Consider the following 21038-nt stretch of genomic DNA (forward strand, 5'->3'; position numbering starts at 1 on the left):
GAAACGTCAGATTCCACAAATCAAGTTGTAACGTATCTATTGACCCACGGAAACGTGTTAGCCGGGCATCTTTCGCCGGCCCGCAAGGTCAGCACGCGCACGCCGCTGCGGGTCACGGCCACGGTATGCTCGAACTGCGCGGACAGCGCGCCGTCGCACGTGCGCACCGTCCAGCCGTCGTCCTCGGTGTGCACGGCGGAGCGGCCCGCGTTGAGCATCGGCTCGATCGTGAACACCATGCCTTCGCGCAGCACCAGGCCCGTCTGCGGGCGGCCCCAGTGCAGCACCTGCGGCGGCTCGTGCATCTCGCGCCCGATGCCGTGGCCGCAGTACTCGCGCACCACCGCATAGCCGTGGCGGCGCGCATGCCGTTCGATGGCATGACCCACGTCGCCCAGCCGCGCGCCGGGACGCACGGCGCGGATGCCCTTCCACATCGCCTCGTACGTCACCTGCACGAGCTTTTGCGCCGGCGCCGCCACGGCGCCGACCAGGTAGGTCTTGCTGGAGTCGGCGATGTAGCCATTCTTCTCCAGCGTGATGTCGAAGTTCACGATGTCGCCGCTCTGCAGGACGTCCGCCGGCGACGGCACGCCGTGGCACACGACGTCGTTGCGTGACGCGTTCAGCGCGAACGCATAGCCGTACTGGCCCTTGCTGGCCGGGCGCGCGCCCAGCGTGTTCACGATGAAGTCGTCGACCAGGTCGTTCACCTTCATCGTCGACATGCCGACGAGATCGAGCCGGTCGAGCTGCGCGAAGACGTCCGCCAGCAGCTTGCCGGCCGCCGCCATCAGTGCGACTTCCTCCGGCCGCTTCGTCATGACGCCACCTTGAGCGCCTGCGGCACGACGCCCGCCGCCCTCAGCTCGCGCGCCATGATCTCGTTGAAGCTCTGCGTCGGATTCAGCTCGCACAGCATGCCGATCCGGACCCAGAAGGCGGCCTGCGCGTTGATCGAGCGGCACGACACCGTGCTCGCCTTGCGGATCTGGTCATGCAGCTCGTCTTCGATATTCACAATGCCCATATGCCTAACTTTCATATACGTTCCATATACGGAGTATATATTCTGACCGCGCAACGCCGCAAGCACTGTCGGAAAAACTTACACACAACAACATTGATTGCCATAAGTCATTGATTATTATCAAGTGGCATCAATATTGCTTTATGTCCGTCAATATCTATAAACCTCAAGGACCGACATGAAAACCACAACTCTGAAACTCATCGGTGCACTGCTGTTCGTGGCGTTCGGCGCAAGCCAGGCGCAGGCAAGCGTCATCACCTTCGACGACCAGGCGGGTACGTCGACACTGCCGGTGTCCGCCGGCGGGCTGACGTTCACCTCCTCGGGCGGCTACGCCTACGTCTGGACGGCCGGCGGCGGCAAGGCCGACAACGGCACCAACAACCTGATCTACGGCCTCGACGCCACGGTGACCATCACCAGGACCGGCGGCGGCACCTTCACTCTCAACGGATTCGACGCGGGGCTGAGCTGGTACACGTCGATGAACGCGTTCGACCTCACGCTCAACGGCACGGACACGATCTCGCTCGGCAATGCTTACCAGGGCTACCAGTTCGCGAATCTGAAGAACGTCACGTCCGTCACCTTCTCCGGCGCGCCTTCGGATGGCTATATCGCCATCGACAACGTCGACTTCGACGTCGCCCAGGTGCCCGAGCCGGCCAGCCTGACGCTGCTCGGACTGGGCCTCGCCGGCCTGGCCGCGGCTCGCCGCAAATCGGCGCGCTGATTGCCTGCGCCGCGCGTGGCGGCAACAGGATTCAGGTTCGCCACGCGATGTTTTCCAGCTCGTCCGAAATGACCTGCTGCCCGTGCTCCACCATGAATTCGTGGAACGACGCGGCCACCGTCGGAATCGCGCGCGCCGCCTTGTGCATCACGTGCCATTCGCCCTGCACGACGACGCCGGGCACCGGCAGCACGGCCAGCAGCCGGTTGCGCACTTCCAGCGTGCACGCGTGGACGGACAGGAAGGCGACGCCGAGGCCCGCCGCCGTCATCTGCTTGATCGCCTCGTTGCTCGACAACTCGGACCCGATCGCGAGCGCCACGCCCTCTTCCTCGTAGCGCCGCTCGATCGCCGCGCGCGTGCCGGAGCCGCGTTCGCGCACGAGCAGGTTGTGGGCCGCGATGTCGGCCAGCGTCACGTTCTCCTTCTCCAGCAGCGGATGGCCGGGCGCGACGAAGAACGCCATCGGGTGGCGCGCGAAACGGCTCGCGCTGGTCGGGAATTCGCGCGGCGGCGTGCCCATGATGGCGAGGTCGATCTCGTCGCGCGACAGCATGCCGATCACCTCCGGGCGCGAGCCCACCTGCAGCTTGATGCGCACGTGCGGACGGCCCGTCGTGAAGCGCACCAGCATCGGCGGCAGCAGGTGCTCCGCCGTCATCACCGCGCCGATGCGCAGCGTACCGGACGTGACGCCCTTCAGCGCCGCGATCTCGTCGCCCGCCTCTTCCCACAGGCCCAGGATGCGCTCCGCGTACCCCACCAGCAGCTCGCCCGCGGCCGTCATCTGGATGTTGCGGCCCTGGCGGCGCGTGAGCGGCACGCCGGCGGCTTCCTCCAACAGTTTCAGGTGCAGCGACACGGCCGGCTGCGTCACGTGCATCGCCTCGGCCGCGCGCGACACGCTCTGGTGACGCGCCACGAGCATCAGCGCCTGCAGTTGTTTGAAGCTGGCTGGATACATAAGCTATACCTTATCGAATTCTAAAAAAGATTTATTTTTATTTTATCCCGCCCAGCCGTATAGTAAAAACAATTCAAGCGACAACGACCTGCAAAAGGAGATCATCATGACGGCACAAGCGTTCATCTTCGACTTATCCGCATTCCGTTCGACGGACATCCCCGCCGACGCCGAGCGCCTGCTCGACCAGGCGATCGAAGACGGCCTGCCGTGCGCCCTGATCTCCGAACTGCCGCACCAGGAGGCGGGAGAACAGCTGCGCCGCCGCTTCGGCGACACCGCGCACCACATCTTTTCCGTCGTGCTGACGGGCGCCGATTTCGAAGCGCGCGGCCACAAGGCCCCGTATTCCGTCGTCCTGGACCAGCTGGGCGTACAGCCCGACGCGGCGCTGGCCGTGACGACGTCGCCGCGCGCCATCGCCGCCGCCCGCACCGCGCGCATCGGCGTACGCACGCCCAAGGCGATCGTCATGCGCAAGGTAGCGATGCAGGCCACGACCCACTGAAGCAGTCTTCCCGGCATCCGCGGGCGCTGCTCCCGCCGGATGCGCGAACGCAGCGCGGCGCGGGGAGCCCCCGGTGCCGCATCGATTCGAAAAAAGAAGGGAGCACACCATGCAGTCCATCGTCATCGTCGGAGGCGGCGTCGCCGGCCTCGAACTCGCCACCCGCCTGGGACGCCGCCTCGGCGCCCGCCACCGGGAACGCGTGATCCTCATCGACAGCGCCCCCACCCACTTCTGGAAACCCCTGCTGCACGCGGTCGCCGCCGGCACCATCGACCCGGCCGACCACATGATCGACTATGCGCGCCAGGCCATCGACAACCACTTCACGTTCGTCTGCGGCGAAGTCGTCCACGTCGACCGCGCCTGTCGCACCCTGACCGTCCGCAGCCGTTTCGATGATGCGCCGGACGCGCATACCGTCATCGATTACGAACGCCTCGTGCTGGCCTACGGCTCCGTCACGAACTTCTTCGGCATCCCCGGCGCACAGGAACACTGCCTGGCGCTCGACAGCGTGAAAGGCGCGGAAGCGTTCCGCCAGCGCTTCCTCGGCCTGTGCGCCCAGGCGGGACGGCGCCGCAATGCCCGCACGGATGCCGGCGCGCCGCTGCTGGACATCGTCATCGTCGGCGCCGGCCCGACCGGCATCGAACTCGCGGCGGACCTGCGCCACACGGTCGACACGCTGGCCCACTACGGCCTCGCGGGTCTCGAGTCGCCGCATCAGGTGCACATCCGCATCGTCGAGCGCGGGCCGCAGGTGCTGCCGTCGCTGGACGCCGAGGCATCGAACCTGGCCGTGCGCAAGCTGCGCGCGATGGGCATCGAGATCTGCACCGACACCGCGATCGCCGAAGTGCGCGAGGACGAAGTGACGACGACCAACGGCCGCGTGTTCCCCGCCGCGATCACGGTGTGGGCGGCCGGCGTGAAAGGTCCGCGTTTCAGCGCGGGCCTGAACGTGGCGCTGAACCGCAACGACCAGGTGGTCGTGGACAGCCGGCTGCGCAGCGTGACCGATCCCGAGATCCACGCGATGGGCGATTGCTGCACCCTGCTCAATCCGGACAAGACGGCGATGGCCCCGCCCAGCGCCCAGGCCGCGCGCCAGCAGGCGATCTACCTGGCGACGCTGCTGGCGCACAAGGCGCCGGACGTCCTGCCGGGCTTCCATTACCGCGACTACGGCACGCTGGTGTCGCTGGGCCGGGCGGGCGCGGTCGGCATCCTGCGCCGCGCGATCGGCAACCGCCACCTGCATGTGAAAGGGCCGTTCGCGCTGGCCATGTACGGTCTCACGTACCAGCGCCACGTGATGGGCCATCTGGGCCTCGTGCGGATGTGCGGCAACCTGCTGGCGCGCTGGTTCCGGTCGAAGATGCTGATGCCGGTGCGCTGGCACTGACCCCCGCGGCGCGGCTACAGGCGCGCCAGCCGCGCGCCATCGACCCGCAGCGAGGCGCCGTCGACGAAGCGGGCCTCGTCCGTGAGCAGGAACGCGATGGCGGCGGCAAGGTCCTCGGGCGCCCCGACGTCGGCCTTGTCGATGACTTCGACGCCGGCCTTCACGTTCGGGTTATCCCACAACATGGGCGTGTCGACGGCCCCCGGCAGCACGGCATTCACGCGGATGCCCTTGGCCTTGCCTTCCAGCGCGGCCGAACGCGTGAGCGACAGCAGCGCCGCCTTCGCCGCCGCATACGGCGCGACGAGGGGTTCCGTCTCGACGGCGTGGACGCTGGAGACGTTGACGATGGCGCCGCCCCGGCGCATGCGCAGGAAAGCCTGCTTGGTGAAGAAGAAGGCGCCCAGCAGGTCGACGTCGAGGATGCCGCGCCAGTCCTGCTCCGTCTGCTCCTCGATCGGTTTGAACAGCATCGTGCCCGCGTTGTTGACGACGTAGTCCCAGCCGCCGAACTGCCCGATCGTCGCGTCGACGGCGGCAATGACCTGGTCTTCGCACGACACGTCGCAGGCGATGGTGGCCATGCGCGCGGGGTCGAATTCCTTGCCGAGGTCGGCGCGCGTGGCGTCGAGGCGGTCCAGGTGCAGGCCCGCGAGCATCACGGCGGCCCCGTCCTGCAGCAGGCGCCGCACGGTGGCCCGGCCGATGCCGCCGGATGCGCCGGTGACGATGGCGGTGCGCTGGTCGAAACCCATGACGTTCCCTCCTGTGCATGTCCTTGACACTGCCCGACGATACCACGTGCGGCCGGTCGGGCGGCGCATCGGTCATAATTGCGGTCGCCCAACCATCGCCCAGGACATCCATGTTCGAGATCAGCCAGCTCCGCTGCTTCGTCGCCGTCGCCGAGGAATTGCATTTCAGCCGCGCCGCGGAGCGCCTGAACATGACGCAGCCCCCGCTGAGCCGCCAGATCCGCCTGCTGGAACACCACGTCGGCGCCCAGCTCCTGGAGCGCAACAGCCGCACGGTCCGGCTGACGGCCGCCGGCAAGGCGTTTTTCCCCGAAGCGGCACGCATCCTCCGGATCGCCGAGGAAGCGATGTTTGCCGCCCGCCGCGCCGCGAAGGGCGAACAGGGCAGCATCGCCATCGGCTTCACGTCGGCGTCCGGCTACAGCCTGCTGCCGGAAGTCGTGCGCCGCCTGCGCGAACGCTCGCCGGGCGTGACGCTGACGTTGAAGGAACTCGTCAGCACGGCCCAGGTGGAAGCGCTCAACGCGGGCGAACTGGACCTGGGCCTGATGCGCCCCCACCCCGTCAGCGCGGACCTGGACAGCCAGCTGATCGCCACGGAAGCCCTGATGCTGGCCATCCACGAGCGCGACGCCGACCAGTGGCCCCAGGAACCCACGCTGGCCGACCTGCACGGGCGGCCGTTCGTCATGTATTCGCCGTACGAGGCGCGGCCCTTCTACCAGATGCTGAGCGAGCGCTTCGCCCGTGCCGGCGTCGTGCCGGACGTCGTCGAGCACATCGGCCAGGTGCACACGATGCTGGCGCTGGTCCGCGCGGGGATCGGCGCCGCCCTCATCGCGGAAGGGGCCGCCCGCCTGAAATTCGACGGTATCGTGATGCGCCGGATGGTGACTGAGCCCGTCGAGACGGTATGCACCTATCGACGCAATCACGACAACCCGGTGCTGCAACTCTTCCTGGATCAGGTTTTGCCGACGTTTCGGACGCCATAGATTCAATTTCTGAATACTTGCCATCCTATTTTAGTTTGCTGCTGAATCGATCGAACGATATCATGGGGCACGATTTGTCCCCCAACCGATACAGCCAACATGAACACCATCGTTACGAGCGCCCCTGTCGTCACCGAACTGCGCGTCGTCCCCGTCGCCGGCCAGGACAGCATGCTGCTGAACCTCTCCGGCGCCCACGGCCCCTGGTTCACCCGCAACATCGTCATCCTCAAGGACAGTGCGGGCAACACGGGCCTCGGCGAGGTGCCGGGCGGCGAAAAGATCCGCCAGACCATCGAAGACGCGCGCCCCCTCGTCGTCGGCAAGACGCTGGGGGAGTACAACAACGTCCTGAACGCGATGCGCACCGCGTTCGCCGACCGCGACGCGGGCGGCCGCGGCCAGCAGACGTTCGACCTGCGCACGACGATCCACGCCGTCACGGCGGTGGAATCCGCGCTGCTCGACCTGCTGGGCCAGTTCATGGGTGTGCCGGTCGCGGCACTGCTGGGCGAAGGCATGCAGCGCAACGCCGTCGAGATGCTGGGCTACCTGTTCTACGTGGGCGACCGCGGGAAGACGGACCTCGCCTACCGCGCCGAGCCGGACGCCGGCAACGACTGGTTCCGCCTGCGCAACGAAGAAGCGCTGACGCCGGACGCCGTCGTGCGCCTGTGCGAGGCCGCGCGCGAGCGCTACGGCTTCAACGATTTCAAGCTGAAGGGCGGCGTACTGCCGGCCGACGACGAGATGGATGCCGTCATCGCGATGCACGAGCGCTTCCCGGACGCGCGCATCACGCTCGATCCGAACGGCGCCTGGTCGCTGGCCGAGGCGATCCGCGTGTGCCGCGACAAGCACGGCATCCTCGCGTACGCGGAAGACCCGTGCGGCGCCGAGAACGGCTTCTCGGGCCGCGAAGTGATGGCCGAATTCCGCCGCGCCACCGGCCTGCCGACCGCGACCAACATGGTCGCGACGGACTGGCGCCAGATGGCCCACTCGATCCAGCTGCAATCCGTCGACATCCCGCTCGCCGACCCGCACTTCTGGACGATGCAGGGCGCCGTGCGCGTGGCGCAGCTGTGCCAGATGTTCGGCCTGACGTGGGGTTCGCACTCGAACAACCACTTCGACATCTCGCTCGCCATGTTCACGCACGTGGGCGCGGCGGCGCCGGGAAAGGTCACGGCGATCGACACGCACTGGATCTGGCAGGACGGCCAGCGCCTGACGAAGGAACCGCTGAAGATCGAGGGCGGCCTCGTGCACGTCCCGGCGAAACCGGGCCTGGGCATCGAACTGGACGAAACGGAACTGGAAAAAGCGCACCAGGCGTACAAAAACATGGGCCTGGGCGCGCGCGACGACGCCGTCGCGATGCAGTTCCTGATCCCGGGCTGGAAGTTCGACAACAAGCGCCCCTGCCTGGTACGTTGAAACCGGACGCCGGCAGGCCCTACACGATGTAGGGCTTGCCGTTGACCACGACGTTCTCCACCACCGGCTTGCCCGCGTCCTTTACCTGCAGCCGCTCGTCGGTTAGTTGCACATCGATATTCCGCAGCACGATCCCGTCGATGTCGGTCTGGCCCGGGTTCGGTGCGACGATGCCGAAGGCGCCGAACCGGCCGCGCAGGCCGTCCAGCACGAGGCCGCGTACGTACGAGTGCGGCGGCGCCTCCCCCTGCAGGTCGAAGTACTGGCTCCACGGGCGGATCGCGACGATCTCGCCCTTGCCGGAGTCCAGCACGAGGTCGCGGAACGCGATGTCTTCGTAGCGCTGCGGCGTGTCCGGCCGCAGTTTCAGGTGCGCGATGGCGCCCACGTTCTGCACGCGGCAACGTTCGACGACGACGTCGCGCACGACGGTCGCCTCGCTCCCGCACGTGAACAGCGCGTGGCCGCGGCGGAACGTGCAGTTGCGCACGCGGATACGTTCCGTCGGCGGGCTGTCCTTGTCCGCGAGCGCATGCGGTCCCTTCGTGCCCTTCGCGGCGATGCAGTCGTCCGTCACGGAAAAGCGGCAGCCGTCGACGAGCACGTCCTGGCAGCTGTCGATGTCGATGCCGTCCGTGCTGGGCGCCTGCTTGTAATCGTCCGGCACCTCGAAGCTGGCATGTTTCACGACCACGTCGCGGCAGCGGTACAGGTGCAGATTCCAGAACTGCGAATCCTTGAACGTGATGCCGGCGATCGTCACGCCGCGCGAGCCTTCGATGACGGCCAGCCGGGCGCGCGGCACGTCCAGGTTGCGGAAGTTGCCCTTCTCCTTCGACGCATTGCGCAGTTTCCAGAACTGGTCCCAGATCGGGCGGCCGGCCCCGTCGAGCGTGCCTTCACCCGTCATCGTCAGGCCGTCGCAGCCGGACGCGTTGACCAGGCCCGGATTGAAGCGTTCTTCGACGTGACCCTCGATGCGCGTGCGCTGGACGGGGAAATGCCGCATGTCCGTCGAGCAGCGCAGCACGGCGCCCTTGTCGAGGCGCAGGTGGACACGCGGCTTGAGGAACAGCGCGCCGCTGACGAACACGCCCGCGGGCACGACGACCGTGCCGCCGCCCTGCCCGGCCAGGCGGTCGATGGCGGACTGGATGGCGCGCGTATTGACCGTGGCGCCGTCGGCGACGGCACCGGTGTCGAGGACGGACAGATGACGGCCGTCCGGCGCGGCATGGCACCAGAACGGCACGGACAACAACGAGAGGGTCAAACGGCGACGGGCGGAAGAAGGCAATGGCATGGTGGTCCGGATCGTGGTCAGATCCGGTTCATGCTAAAGCAGCCGCGCCGATTGCGCGGCTCAATTCGCTGATCGATTCGCTGATCGATTCACCCGAACAGCGACCTGAACGCCCACACGATCGTTTTCGCGACGAATTGCGCGAACGGCAGGGCCAGCACGACCAGCAGGATGATCTGCGCGACGCGCAGCACAGGCTCGAACGCGTGCCAGTCGCGGTGCATCATGTGCGGCATGTGGAAATGCGGGCGGTGGATGTGCGACAGGTGCAGGTGAGCTTTTACGCGGCCGGGTTGCATTCCGAATTTCATCGTTGTCTCCGCTATATGTATATGCAACTTAAGCATATGCTTGTGCGGCGCGCTCTGCCGATGATTTTTTCGATCGCGCGGCGGTACGACATTGACAGAATCAATTTGCCGTTCCGCCGGTCTGGGCTATGCTTAAAGGCTGTGCCTAGAACCGATTGGCAAGGTTCGCCAACACGGCCGGCGAATGCGTGGAGTCGTCCGTCTGCGATGCCCCGCCGTGCGAGCGCCAGGCCACCGTGACTGCGGCCGTCCACGCGTCGCGCGCATGGCGCACCCCGATGCCGCCGCCGCCCAGGGAACGATGGTTGTCCAGCGTGGTCCACGGCGACTTGTTCAAGGTGACGCGGCCCGCGTCGTAGAACAGGTAGGGCACCACGGCGCCGACGGCATAGCGGATTTCCGTCTGCGCCACCCAGCCCATGTCGCCATAGCCTTCGCCGTTCGGATACGCACGCACGCCGTTCACGCCGCCCAGGCCCAGCTTTTCCGACGAATCGAGATTGTGGCCCGTCCACTGCGCCGACACGCGGGCGTACACGTCCAGCCGGTCGTTGATCGACTGGATGCGGGCCAGGTCCAGGTTGAAGCGGTTGAAGCTGCCCGCCGAACGCGCGCTGGCGGCATCGACGGCCTGCGTGTCGCCATTCATCCCCAGCTTGCCGCGGGTCCAGCTCAGCGCCCCGAACGTGATGCCGGCGTGGAGGAACTGGTCGCGCACGTCGAACGACAGGGTCACGGGGACGACGGTGCTCGATTTCTGCGTGTCCGTCATTGTGGCGTCCTGGCGGTCGTGCAGGCGCTTGTGGTCGACGCTGGCGGACAGGATCAGGTTGCGCACCTGCGACCGCACGATCGGGTACGACAGGCCCAGGCTCGCCACGTCCGCCGTGCCGCGCGCGCCCAGCGCGGCGAAGCCGCCGGCCAGGTCGTAGTACGAATGCGTGTAGCTGGCGCGCCCGCGCAGGCCGCTGTAGCCCAGCGGCGCCGCATACGCGAGGGAGCCGAACCACATGCCCTCTTGCGTGTACAGCGCCTGCGCGGCGAGCTGGTCGCCCAGCATGAACGGGCTGTCCACGTCCACGCTCGCGTGGGCGCGCGTGCGTCCCGTCGCGCGGGTGCCGTAGTTGTCGAGGCCCATCTCGCCCTTGTAGCGGTGGTCGCGCTTCACTTCGACGAGCAGGTCGCCCGTGCCGACCTCGGCGCCCGGCCGCACGAGCGGCACCGTGCGCACGCCCGGCTGGTCGTCCAGCAGCAGGGTGACGCGCTCCAGGCGGCCGCTTTCGATGATGTCGCCGTGCGGCAGCGCGGACAGGAAGCCCTGCGCGCCTTTGACGAACGCCGGTTCGCCGTGGGCGGTGACCTTGCCGTAGCGGCCTTCCAGCACATCGACGCGCAGCTCGCCGCCGGACAGGTCCTGCTGCGGCAGGTAGGCGCGGGCGAACGGATAGCCGGCCTGCTGGTAATGCGCGGTCACGCGCGCCGCGAGTGCCGCGAGGCCGGCGAAGTCGAACGACTTGCCGTCCACGGGACCGATGGCCGCCAGCAGCGCCTCGCTGCCGATGCGCGTATTGCCGCTGATGACGACGCGGCGCAGGGTCACCTGCTGGCCGCCCGCCTGCATGGGAGCACCGGCGGGCGCCGGTTGCACGGCGGGTGCGGCGCCCGTGCGGGGCTGCGGCAGCTGCCGCGCGTTTTCCTGCAGCGAGGGCTGTTGCGCGAGGGCCGGCAGGGACGCCGCGACCAGCAGGGCCAGCGGCAGGAGTTTCAGGTGGTATGTCATGCGTTGTCCGGGTTCGTTACGGGGTCGCGGCGTCCTTGCCGCCCGACTGGTCGTTGCCGGCGCCCGGCATGCGGATGCCGCCGGAGACGACGAGCACGTTCAGGAATTTGACGTCGCGGCCCGCCGCCAGCGCCTGGCTGGACGACTGGCGGCGGTTGGTCGCGCCGACGGCCGAATCGCCGCCGCCCTGCCCGTCCGCCGCCGCCGCGCCGCCACCGCTCGGCGCGCCCGATTCCGGGACGGCGAGGTAAGCGAGGCCGCCGACGGCCGGCGCCGGCAGCACGGGCGCGAGGCCCAGCGACTGCGGCGCGATCGTGGCCGCCACCACCGAGGCGGTCGCGGGGACCGGTGCCGGTGCCGGCGTCGGGACCGGCGTCGGCGTCGGCGCCGGCGTCACGACGACGGGCGCCGGTTCAGGCGTCGGTACCACCACGACCGGTGTCGGCTCCGGCGTCGGCGCCGGGATGGGGGTGGGCTCCGGGGTCGGCGTCGGCGTCGGCGTCGGGACCGGCGTCGGTGTCGGTGTCGGCGTCGGCGTCGGCGTCGGCGTCGGCGTCGCGGCGGCGATGATGGTGCCGGTCGTCGCCGCGCGGCCTTCGAACGCGTAGTTGCCCACGTCGGCGCCGGTCAGCGCGAGGCCGTTCAGGTCCACCGCGATGCCGGTGCCGGCCGTGGCCTGCGCGAACTGCGCGGTGGCCGCGCTGCCGCTCACGGCCACGTCGTCGCCCGCGATGATGCCCTCGAGCGTGCCGGGCGCCGTCAATGTCGCCGTCTTCGTGCCGTCCGCCGTCTTGCCGGCGACGGCCGCGCCGGTCACGGTCAGCGCCTTGCGTGCGATATCCGCGGCCGCCGTGCGCTGGATCGTGGCCGCGTAGTTGCCAGCGTCCGCGCCGCCCAGGGTGCCGGCCAGGTCGACGGTCTTGCCGTTGCCAGCGTTCCGGTCCGCGAACGCGCCGGTGGCGGCCACCGTCACGGTGTCGCCGGCCACGAGGCCCGCCAGCGTCGCGTTCGCGCTGCTGACCGTGGCCGCCGTCGTGCCGTCGTAGGTCTTGTTCGCGGCGGTGATGCCGGACACCGTCAATGCCTTCGGCGTGATGGCGGCGGTGGCCGTGGACTGGCCCGTGATCGCATAGTTGCCGGCGTCGCGGCCGCCGAACGTGTTCGCCAGCGTCACCGCCTTGCCGCTGCCCGCGTTCTTGTCCGCGAACGTGCCGGTGGCGCCGACCTGCACGTCGTCGCCCGCGACGAGGCCCTGCACGACCACGCCGCCCATTCCCAGCGCGGCCGCCGCCGTGCCGTCGTAGACCTTGTCGGACGCCGTGATGCCCGTCACGGTCGCGGCCTTCTGGCCGATCGACGCCGTCACGGTGCCCGGCTGCGCCAGGCTGTAGTTGGCGGCGCGGCCCGTGCCGTCGGCGAGCGTGCCGCCGCCGACCGTCACGGTCTTGCCCTGGCCCGCGTTCCGGTCCGCGAAAGTGCCCGCCAGGCCCGCCACGCGCAGCGTCTCGCCGCCGACGAGGCCGACGAGCGTGCCGCCCGCCAGCGTGGCGGCCGTCGTGCCGTCGTAGGTCTTGTCCGCGGCCGCGAGACCGGCCAGCGTCAGCGTCTTCGGCGTGATCGCCGCCTGCGTCGCCGCCTGGCCCGCGATCGCGTAGTTGCCCGCATCCGCGCCGCCGTACGTGCTGGCGAGCAGTACGGTCCGGGCGCTGCCCGCGTCGGCATCGGCGAAGGCGCCGGTGGCGCCGACCGTGACGGTGTCGCCCGCCACGAGGCCCGCCAGTTGCGCCTGCGCCGTCGACACCGTCGCCGCCGTCGTGCCGTCGTAGACCTTGTCGGAGGCCGTGATGCCGGACACCGTGAGCGCTTTCGGCGTGATGGCGGCGGACAGTCCCGCCGGCGTCGCGATCGCATAATTGGATGCGCGGCCCGTGCCGTCCGCGATGGTGCCGGACACCGTCACCGCCTTGTTCGTGCCCACGTTCTTGTCCGCGAACGCGCCCGCCAGCCCGCCGAGGTTCAGCGTCTCGTTGCCGACCATGCCGGACAGCGTGCCGCCCGTCAGCCGGGCCGCCGTGGTGCCGTCATAGACCTTGTCGGACGCCGTCAGGCCTGTGAGCGTCAGCGCCTTCGGCGTGATCGCGGCCGTGGTGGCCGCCTGGTCGGTGATCGCGTAGTTGCCTGCGTCCGCGCCGCCGTGGGTGCTCGCCAGCGTCACCGTTTTCCCAGTAGCCGCGTTGGCATCGGCGAACGTGCCGGCTGCGCCTACGGTCACCGAGTCGCCCGCCACGAGGCCCTGCAACGTCGCGCCGCTCGTGGACACCGTGGCCGCCGTCGTGCCGTCGTAGGCCTTGCTTTCGGCCGTGATGCCGGACACCGTCAGCGCCTTCGGCGTGATGGCAGCCTGCGCCGCCGTCTGGCCGCCCAGCGTGTAGTTGGCGGCGTCCTGGCCGGACAGGCCCGTGGTCAGCGCCACCGTCTTGCCGTTACCGGCATTCTTGTCCCCGAACGCGCCGCTCGCGCTCAGGCCGATGTCATCGCCGCCGATCGCGCCCCCCAGGGTCGCCGCATCGACCGACACCGTCGCCGCCGTCGTGCCGTCGTAGACCTTGCTGGCCGCGGTGATGCCGGACAGCGTGAGCGCTTTCGGCGTGATTGCAGCGGACAGCGCCGCCGGCGCGGCGATCGAATAATTGGATGCGAGGCCGGTGCCGTCGGTGATGGTGCCGGATACCGTGACGGCCTTGCCCGTGCCGACGTTCTTGTCCGCGAACGCGCCCGTCAGGCTGCCGAGGTTCAGCGTCTCGTTCCCGACCATGCCGGACAGCGTGCCGCCCGTCAGGCGGGCCGCCGTCGTGCCGTCGTAGATCTTGTCGGATGCCGTCAAGCCCGTGAGCGTGAGCGCCTTCGGCGTGATCGTGGCCGTGGTCGAGGCCTGGTCGGTGATCGCGTAGTTACCCACATCGGCGCCGCCGTGGATGCTGGTCAGCGTAACGGTCTTGCCCGCGCCCGCATTCGCGTCGGCGAACGTGCCGCTCGCGCCGACGGTCAACCAGTCGCCCGCCACGAGGCCGGACAGCTCGGCATTCGACGTCGACACCGTGGCCGCCGCCGTGCCGTCGTAGGTCTTGCTGGCGGCCGTGATGCCCGACACCGTCAACACTTTCGGCGTGATGGAAGCCAGCGCCGTCGTCTGGCCGCCCAGCGTGTAATTGGACACGTCCTGGCCGGAGAGGCCCGTGGTCAGCGCCACCGTCTTGCCGTTGCCGGCATTCTTGTCGGCGAACGCGCCGCTGGCGCCCAGGACGATGTCGTCGCCGGCGATCGCGCCGCCCAGGGTCGCCGTGGCGACCGATACCGTCGCCGCCGTCGTGCCGTCGTAGACCTTGCTGGCCGCGGTGATGCCGGACAGCGTGAGCGCTTTCGGCGTGATCGCAGCGGACAGTGTCGCCGGCGCGGCGATCGCATAATTCGATGCGAGGCCGGTGCCGTCCGTGATGGTGCCGGATACCGTGACTGCCTTGCTCGTGCCGACATTCTTGTCCGCGAACGCGCCCGTCAGCCCGCCGAGGTTCAGCGTTTCGTTGCCGACCATGCCGGACAGCGTGCCGCCCGCCAGGCGGGCCGCCGCGGTGCCGTCGTAGACCTTGTCGGATGCCGTCAGGCCCGTGAGCGTCAGCGCCTTCGGCGTGATCGCGGCCGTGGTGGAGGCCTGGTCCGTGATCGCGTAATTGGCCACGTCCGCGCCGCCGTGGGTGCTGGCCAGCGTGACGGTCTTGCCAAGGCCCGCGTTGGCGTCGGCGAACGCGCCGCTCGCGCCCACGGTCACCGCGTCGCCCGCCACGAGGCCTTGCAACGCCGCGCCGCTCGTGGACACCGTGGCCGCCGTCGTGCCGTCGTAGGCCCTGTCGGCCGCCGTGATGCCGGACACCGTCAGCGCCTTCGGCGTAATGGCAGCCAGCGCCGTCGTCTGGCCGCCCAGCGTGTAGTTGGCCGCGTCCTGGCCGGACAGGCCCGTAACCAGCGCCACCGTCTTGCCGTTCGCGACATTCTTGTCCGCGAACGCGCCGCTCGCGCCCACGCCGATGTCGTCGCCGTTGATCGCGCCGCCCAGGGTCGCCGCATCGACCGACACCGTCGCCGCCGTCGTGCCGTCGTAGACCTTGCTGGCCGCGGTGATGCCGGACACGGTGAGCGCTCTCGGCGTGATCGAAGCGGACAGGCCCGCCGGCGTGGCGATCGCATAGTTGGATGCGAGGCCGGTGCCGTTCGTGATGGTGCCGGACACCGTCACCGCCTTGCCCGTGCCCACGTTCTTGTCCGCGAACGCACCCGTCAGGCTGCCGAGGTTCAAGGTCTCGTTGCCGACCATGCCGGACAGCGTGCCGCCCGTCAGTTGGGCCGCCGTCGTGCCGTCGTAGACCTTGTCGGATGCGGTCAGGCCGGACAGCGCCAGCGCCTTCGGCGTGATCGCGGCCGTGGTGGACGCCTGGTCCGTGATCGCGTAGTTGGCCACGTCCGCGCCGGCGTGGGTGCTGGCCAGCGTGACCGTCTTGCCCGTGCCCGCGTTGGCGTCGGCGAACGTGCCCGTCGCGCCCACGGTCACCGCGTCGCCCGTCACGAGACCTTGCAACGCCGCGCCGCTCGTGGACACCGTGGCCGCCGTCGTGCCGTCGTAGGGCCTGTCGGCCGCCGTGATGCCGGACACCGTCAGGGCCTTCTGCGTAATGGAAGCCAGCGCCGTCGTCTGGCCGCCCAGCGTGTAGTTGCCCGCGTCCTGGCCGGACAATCCCGTGGTCAGCGCGACCGTCTTGCCGGTGCCGGCATTCTTGTCGGCGAACGCGCCGCTCGCGTCCAGGCCGATGTCGTCGCCGTTGATCGCACCGCCCAGCGTGGCGGCGCCGGTGGCCACGGTGGCCGAGTTCGTCCCGTCGTAGACCTTGTCCGATACCGTGATGCCGGCCACCGTCAAGGCCTTCGGCGTGATGGCGGCCGAGAGTCCCGCCGGCGTGGCGATCGCATAGTTAGAGGCGAGACCGGTGCCGTCCGCGATGGTGCCGGACACCGTGACGGCCTTGCCCGTGCCGACGTTCTTGTCCGCGAACGCGCCGGTCAGGCCGCCGAGGTTCAGCGTCTCGTTGCCGACCATGCCGGACAGCGTGCCGCCCGTCAGCCGGGCCGCCGTCGTGCCGTCGTAGACCTTGTCGGATGCCGTCAACCCCGTGAGCGTCAGCGCCTTCGGCGTGATCGCGGCCGTGGTGGAGGCCTGGTCCGTGATCGTGTAGTTACCCACGTCCGCGCCGCCGTGGTTGCCGGCGAGCGTGACCATCTTGCCCGTGCCCGCGTTGGCGTCGGCGAACGTGCCGGTTGCGCCGACGGTCACCGTGTCGCCCGCCACGAGGCCCTGCAGCGTCGCGCCGCTCGTGGACACCGTGGCCGCCGTCGTGCCGTCGTAGGCCTTGCTGTCGGCCGTGATACCGGACACCGTCAGCGCCTTCGGCGTGATGGCGGCAAACGCGGTCGTCTGGCCGCCCAGCGTGTAGTTGGCCGCGTCCTGGCCGGACAGGCCCGTCGTCAGCGCCACCGTCTTGCCGCTGCCGGCATTCTTGTCGGCGAACGCGCCGCTGGCGCCCAGGGCGATGTCGTCGCCGCCGATCGCACCGCCCAGGGTCGCCGTGGCGACCGACACCGTCGCCGCCGTCGTGCCGTCGTACTCCTTGTCCGACGCCGTGATGCCGGACGCCGTGAGGGCCTTCGGCGTGATCGTGCCGCTGACGCTGGCCGGCACGGTGAGGCTGTAGTTCGCCGCGCGGCCCGTGCCGTCGGCGAGCGTGCCGCCCGACACGGCGACCGTCTTGCCGGTGCCCGCGTTCTTGTCTGCGAACGCGCCGGCGAGGCCGGACAGGTTCAGCGTCTCGCTGCCCACGAGGCCGGACAGGGTGGCGCCCGTCAGCTGGGCCGTGGTCGTGCCGTCGTACGTCCTGGTCGCGGCGCCGAGGCCGGTAATCGTCAACGCCTTGGGCGTGATCGCGGCCGTGGCGGACGCCTGGTCCGTGATCGTGTAGTTGCCGGCATCCGCGCCGCCGTGCGTGCTGGCCAGGGCGACCGTCTTGTTCGTGCCGGCGTCCGCATCGGCGAACGCGCCCGTCGCGCCGACGGTGACCGTGTCGCCGGCGACGAGGCCCTGCAAGGTGGCGCCGGTCGTGGACACGGTGGCCGCCGTCGTGCCGTCGTACGTCTTGTCGGAGGCGGTGATGCCGGATACGGCGAGCGCTTTCGGCGTGATGGACGCCGTGACGCCGGCCGGCTGCGCCAGCGTGTAGTTCGATGCGCGGCCGGTGTTGTCGGTCAGCGTACCGCCGGCCAGCGTCACCGCCTTGCCGGCGCCGACGGTCTTGTCGGCGAAGGCGCCGGTCAGGTTCGACACATTCAGCGTCTCGCTGCCCACGAGGCCGGACAGCGTGCCGCCCGTCACCTGGGCCGTCGTCGTGCCGTCGTAGGCTCGATCGGCGGCCGTCAGGCCCGTGAGGGTCAGCGCCTTCGGCGTGATCGCCGCGGTGTTGCCGGCGCCGGCCGCCGTCAGGCCCGGCAGGCGGTAATTGCTGGCGAGGCCAGTGGCGCCGTTCGCCAGCGTGATGGCGCTGACGTAGCGCGCGTCCGCGACGTCGGCGCTGTTGGCCGTGATGCCGGAGGCGACGAGGTCCTCGCCCGCCACGAGGTTGCCGAGGCCGACCGTCGAGAAGCTGTTGCTGCCGTCGTACGTCTTGCCCGCATTGAGCGTGACCGTGCGCTGCGTGATGCTGGCCGTGGCGCTGGCCGAGTTCCCCGCCAGCGTATAGTTGCCCGCGTCCGCGCCGCCCAGCGTGATGTTGCTGATGCTGACCGAATACGTGCCCACGTTCTTCGAGCCGAAGCTGCCGGTGCCGCTGGCCGTGACGTTGTCGCCGGCCACGGCGCCGGACATGGACACGGCCGCCGTGGTCGTGCCGTCGTAGACCTTGTCCGCCGCGCTCGGGGTCAGCGCCTTGCGCGTGATGGCGTAATCGCCGTTGTAGAAATAGCCGACGGCGTACCTGGTGCCGCCCGACGTGACGTTGCGCGGGTTGGTCGCGCCCGGCGTCAGCGTGCCGTACGTGCCCACGTTCTTGCTGCTCGTGTTGAACACGGGCGCGGGCGACAGGCCGGCGGCCGTGAAGCCGGCGGGACCGCCGACCGACGAGAAGCTCATGCCCGTCGCGAGCGTGGTGCCGTCGTACACCTTGGTGCCGCCGCTGGCGCCCAGCACGTAGATCGGGTTGGTCGACATGTCCACGGCCTGGTAGGTCGCGTACAGGTAACTGTTGTTCCGGCCGGTCACGAGCAGGTAGCCGCAGTTGGGGTACGGATTCAGGCAACCGGACAGCTGCGGGGCCTGCGTGTACGCGGAGGGCCGCGGCGCGCCGTTGATATAGATGAGCCAGTGCGCGACCGACGGTCCCTGGAACACGACCTGCTCGTAGCTGCCGAAGTTCACCATGCCCATGGCGCCGGCATCACGGTCGTCGCTCGTGTAGTTGGCGCCCGGCGTCGTGTTGTTGGCGTTGATCAGTACGGTACCGGCGCCCGGCGCGCTGCCGACGGTCGTGACGGTGCCCGAGCCTGCCTCGAAGCCGATGCCGAATTCCTTGATGTGCCCGGTGCTCTCGCCGGTCATCTGCAGGTTGCCGGTGCCGGCCAGGATCGTGGCGCCCCGCTTGATGTAGATGCCGCCCTTGGTGCCGTCCACGCTGCCGCCCTGCGGCGCCAGGTTGGTCTTGCCGTTGATCGTGATGTTGCCGCCGCTGGAGAGGATAGCGACGTTGCGTTCGATCGTGACCGCCGCGCTCGTGCGGGTGGTGTTCGCGTTGCGGGCGAAGCCGATGCCGCCGGACGCGCTGCCGCCGTTGCCGCCGATCAGGATCGTGCCGCCGTTCGATGCCAGGTTCGCGTTGACGTCGACGCCGCCGACCGTCGCGCCGGCCGCGTTCGCCGCCGACAGCGTCAGGTTCAGCCTGCCGCCCGTCGCCGTGATGGCGCTGTCGACGATGACGTTGCGGTCCGCGCGCAGGGTGAGGGTGGCATCGGCGCCGCCCGTCTTGGTGATCGGACTGGCCACCGTGATATCGCCGTTGCCGTTCGATCCGCTCACGGTGCCGAAGCTCGTGTCGCTCGACTGCGTCGTGACCGTCACGCTCGTGCCCTGGTTCAGCGAATTCGAGATCGTCGTGGCGCCGGCCGCGTTGATCGTGTAGTCGTACGGGTCGACGAGCCATTCGCCGCCCTTGCCCGCGGCCGCGCCGGCATTCACTGTCAGCCCGGGCGCCGTCGTCACGTGCGCGGCCGACGTCTCGATGTTGCCGCCGTTGCCGCCCGCCGGCGCGCTCGCGTCGAGCGTGCCGCCCACGTTGGCGGTGCCGGTCTGCATGTCGCCCAGCAGCAGGATCTGGCCCTGCGCGCCGGTCGCGAGCGTGCGCGCCTGCACGATGCCGCTGTTGTTGATGACCGCACCGGACAGTTCGCCGGCCGACTTCGCCGTCATCAGCACCGTGCCGCCATCCGCGCGCACGGCGCCGCCGTTGTCGACGAGCACGTCCAGCGCGCCCTTCCGGACCTGCAGCTTGACGGGACCGCCGAAGTCGACGACGACGTCGCTGCCCGCGCCCAGCAGCGCATTGCCGCTGTCGGCCACGATCTCGCCCGTGTTGACGACGCGCGCCGCCACCAGTGCGACGTTGCCGGCACGCAGCACGCCCTGGTTCTGGACGCCCTGCGCGCTGCTGCCTTGCAGGCGGTAGCGCCCGGCGAGGAAGTCGTCGTTGCTCATGGCCAGCGTGGACGCCAGCAGGCCGCCGACGTTGACCTGGGCCGTCGGGCTGAACAGCACGCCGTTCGGGTTCAGCAGGAACACGTGGCCGTTGGCGTTCAGGGCGCCCTGGATCATCGACGGGTCCGCGCCGAGCACGCGATTCAGCGCGACGGCGTTGGCCGAGGGCTGGACGAAGTTGACGGTATGGCCTTGCCCGACCGAAAAGCCGGTCCAGTCAATGGCGGCCTTGTTGCTGCCCTGGTTGACCGTGAGCGTCTTGCCCGCATAGTTCAGCGTCGCCTGCCCGGCCGTCACGTGGCCGCCCGCCGGCAACGGGTCGCCCGCATGCGCGCCCGCGGCAGCGGCGGCGGCCAGCGCCATCAGCGCCAGCTGGCGGCGCCGGCGCGCACGCCCGGTCGACGATTTCGCCCGCTTGGAACCGAATTCCGACGCGACCTGCCAACTATTTTTTGCTGCATTCCAGACGATGCGATATATGCGGTTCACGTGAATTCCGGGCGGCTAATGAGAATCCACGTAGTTTAGGATATTTCCCGACGGGAAATCGATAAAACCAATAAATCGTGCATGATGAGTCGCGCACCGGCAACGAATTACTTAAAAGAATTATCGCAATGATATGAATTAAAAGAATCAGCGACGATGGATGCGTCTTCCAATCATTTACTCATCAATTCAACAAGTTACGCGCATTCCACAGACAAGATAATATGATGCAAAAACGAAATTATTTATACATAAAAGTATTTCTCCAAATATATTCGCCACCAATCGAATTACGATCATTCAGCTGCGCGTCGTTAATTCGGGTGAGTGCCATTTTTTAATTTGATTTAACACGAATCAAATGAATGTGGACGATCGGCGGCGTCACCCGCGAGCTGCCGGAAAGGTCCCGTGCGCCGCTCCTCCTCGCGCACTGAGACGGTGCGGCGCCGATTTACCGGAGAGGGAATCCCTAGCGTT

13 protein-coding genes are annotated in these 21038 nt (G+C 68.9%); 5 read left to right on the forward strand and 8 right to left on the reverse strand.

Translation table 11 applies throughout. The features are described from left to right. Positions 1-20: 20 nt before the first annotated feature. Together map and QPK29_RS01460 are read right to left on the reverse strand one after the other, a co-directional pair. The gene (map, locus tag QPK29_RS01455) at positions 21-824 is read right to left on the reverse strand and encodes a type I methionyl aminopeptidase (protein ID WP_371769410.1); all 804 of its coding nucleotides are present in this window, start codon (positions 822-824) and stop codon (positions 21-23) included. Beyond that, positions 821-1030, reverse strand: coding sequence for a ParD-like family protein (locus QPK29_RS01460; RefSeq protein WP_056124858.1), 210 nt, complete (start codon positions 1028-1030; stop codon positions 821-823). Before QPK29_RS01460 ends, map begins: the two co-directional genes overlap by 4 nt. Positions 1031-1208: 178 nt before the next feature. On the opposite strand from QPK29_RS01460, the gene QPK29_RS01465 reads away from it, so the two are divergent. Beyond that, entirely contained in the window at positions 1209-1766 is a 558-nt protein-coding gene (locus QPK29_RS01465) for a PEP-CTERM sorting domain-containing protein (RefSeq protein WP_371769411.1), read from the forward strand. A 31-nt stretch (positions 1767-1797) separates the two neighbouring features. Here QPK29_RS01465 and QPK29_RS01470 read toward each other — a convergent pair whose 3' ends face one another. Beyond that, positions 1798-2730, reverse strand: coding sequence for a LysR family transcriptional regulator (locus QPK29_RS01470; protein WP_056124866.1), 933 nt, complete (start codon positions 2728-2730; stop codon positions 1798-1800). A gap of 106 nt (positions 2731-2836) precedes the next feature. Here QPK29_RS01470 and QPK29_RS01475 point away from each other — a divergent pair, with 106 nt between their 5' ends. Further along, positions 2837-3238 (forward strand): HAD family hydrolase, encoded by a 402-nt coding sequence (locus QPK29_RS01475; RefSeq protein WP_056124871.1) that lies wholly within the window; start codon positions 2837-2839, stop codon positions 3236-3238. Between the two features lie 109 nt (positions 3239-3347). Beyond that, on the forward strand, positions 3348-4646 hold the full coding sequence (locus QPK29_RS01480) for an NAD(P)/FAD-dependent oxidoreductase (RefSeq protein ID WP_371769412.1): 1299 nt from the start codon (positions 3348-3350) through the stop codon (positions 4644-4646). A gap of 14 nt (positions 4647-4660) precedes the next feature. Here the strand turns inward: QPK29_RS01480 and QPK29_RS01485 are convergent, their stop codons facing one another. After that, positions 4661-5401, reverse strand: a complete 741-nt coding sequence (locus QPK29_RS01485) for an SDR family NAD(P)-dependent oxidoreductase (protein ID WP_056124876.1) — start codon at positions 5399-5401, stop codon at positions 4661-4663. Between the two features lie 110 nt (positions 5402-5511). Between QPK29_RS01485 and QPK29_RS01490 the strand changes: the two genes are divergently transcribed. Both QPK29_RS01490 and gudD read left to right on the forward strand, forming a co-directional pair. Next, positions 5512-6396, forward strand: a complete 885-nt coding sequence (locus QPK29_RS01490; protein ID WP_371769413.1) for a LysR family transcriptional regulator — start codon at positions 5512-5514, stop codon at positions 6394-6396. Between the two features lie 99 nt (positions 6397-6495). Next, positions 6496-7836 carry a glucarate dehydratase gene (gene gudD, locus QPK29_RS01495; protein ID WP_371769414.1) on the forward strand — a complete coding sequence of 447 codons (1341 nt, stop codon included), beginning with the start codon at positions 6496-6498 and terminating at the stop codon, positions 7834-7836. A 19-nt stretch (positions 7837-7855) separates the two neighbouring features. Here the strand turns inward: gudD and QPK29_RS01500 are convergent, their stop codons facing one another. The 4 genes from QPK29_RS01500 to QPK29_RS01515 form a co-directional block, all read right to left on the reverse strand. Then, entirely contained in the window at positions 7856-9139 is a 1284-nt protein-coding gene (locus tag QPK29_RS01500; RefSeq protein WP_371769415.1) for a glycoside hydrolase family 28 protein, read from the reverse strand. An 89-nt stretch (positions 9140-9228) separates the two neighbouring features. Then, positions 9229-9450, reverse strand: a complete 222-nt coding sequence (locus QPK29_RS01505) for a hypothetical protein (protein ID WP_156403894.1) — start codon at positions 9448-9450, stop codon at positions 9229-9231. A gap of 145 nt (positions 9451-9595) precedes the next feature. Then, positions 9596-11230 carry a ShlB/FhaC/HecB family hemolysin secretion/activation protein gene (locus QPK29_RS01510; RefSeq protein WP_371769416.1) on the reverse strand — a complete coding sequence of 545 codons (1635 nt, stop codon included), beginning with the start codon at positions 11228-11230 and terminating at the stop codon, positions 9596-9598. Positions 11231-11246: 16 nt separating this feature from the next. Continuing rightward, positions 11247-20558 (reverse strand): YDG domain-containing protein, encoded by a 9312-nt coding sequence (locus QPK29_RS01515; protein WP_371769417.1) that lies wholly within the window; start codon positions 20556-20558, stop codon positions 11247-11249. Between the last annotated feature and the right edge of the window lie 480 nt (positions 20559-21038).

The sequence above is a fragment of the Massilia orientalis genome (genome assembly GCF_030411975.2).
Taxonomy (GTDB): domain Bacteria; phylum Pseudomonadota; class Gammaproteobacteria; order Burkholderiales; family Burkholderiaceae_D; genus Telluria; species Telluria orientalis.

Excerpts from the sequence above, each read along its gene's own strand:
- QPK29_RS01490 (WP_371769413.1), top strand. The coding sequence starts at position 5,512 with ATGTTCGAGATCAGCCAGCTCCGCTGCTTCGTCGCCGTCGCCGAGGAA.
- QPK29_RS01480 (WP_371769412.1), top strand. The coding sequence starts at position 3,348 with ATGCAGTCCATCGTCATCGTCGGAGGCGGCGTCGCCGGCCTCGAACTC.
- QPK29_RS01475 (WP_056124871.1), top strand. The coding sequence starts at position 2,837 with ATGACGGCACAAGCGTTCATCTTCGACTTATCCGCATTCCGTTCGACG.
- QPK29_RS01500 (WP_371769415.1), bottom strand. The coding sequence starts at position 9,139 with ATGCCATTGCCTTCTTCCGCCCGTCGCCGTTTGACCCTCTCGTTGTTG.
- QPK29_RS01485 (WP_056124876.1), bottom strand. The coding sequence starts at position 5,401 with ATGGGTTTCGACCAGCGCACCGCCATCGTCACCGGCGCATCCGGCGGC.
- QPK29_RS01505 (WP_156403894.1), bottom strand. The coding sequence starts at position 9,450 with ATGAAATTCGGAATGCAACCCGGCCGCGTAAAAGCTCACCTGCACCTG.
- QPK29_RS01460 (WP_056124858.1), bottom strand. The coding sequence starts at position 1,030 with ATGGGCATTGTGAATATCGAAGACGAGCTGCATGACCAGATCCGCAAG.
- map (WP_371769410.1), bottom strand. The coding sequence starts at position 824 with ATGACGAAGCGGCCGGAGGAAGTCGCACTGATGGCGGCGGCCGGCAAG.
- QPK29_RS01465 (WP_371769411.1), top strand. The coding sequence starts at position 1,209 with ATGAAAACCACAACTCTGAAACTCATCGGTGCACTGCTGTTCGTGGCG.
- QPK29_RS01510 (WP_371769416.1), bottom strand. The coding sequence starts at position 11,230 with ATGACATACCACCTGAAACTCCTGCCGCTGGCCCTGCTGGTCGCGGCG.
- gudD (WP_371769414.1), top strand. The coding sequence starts at position 6,496 with ATGAACACCATCGTTACGAGCGCCCCTGTCGTCACCGAACTGCGCGTC.
- QPK29_RS01470 (WP_056124866.1), bottom strand. The coding sequence starts at position 2,730 with ATGTATCCAGCCAGCTTCAAACAACTGCAGGCGCTGATGCTCGTGGCG.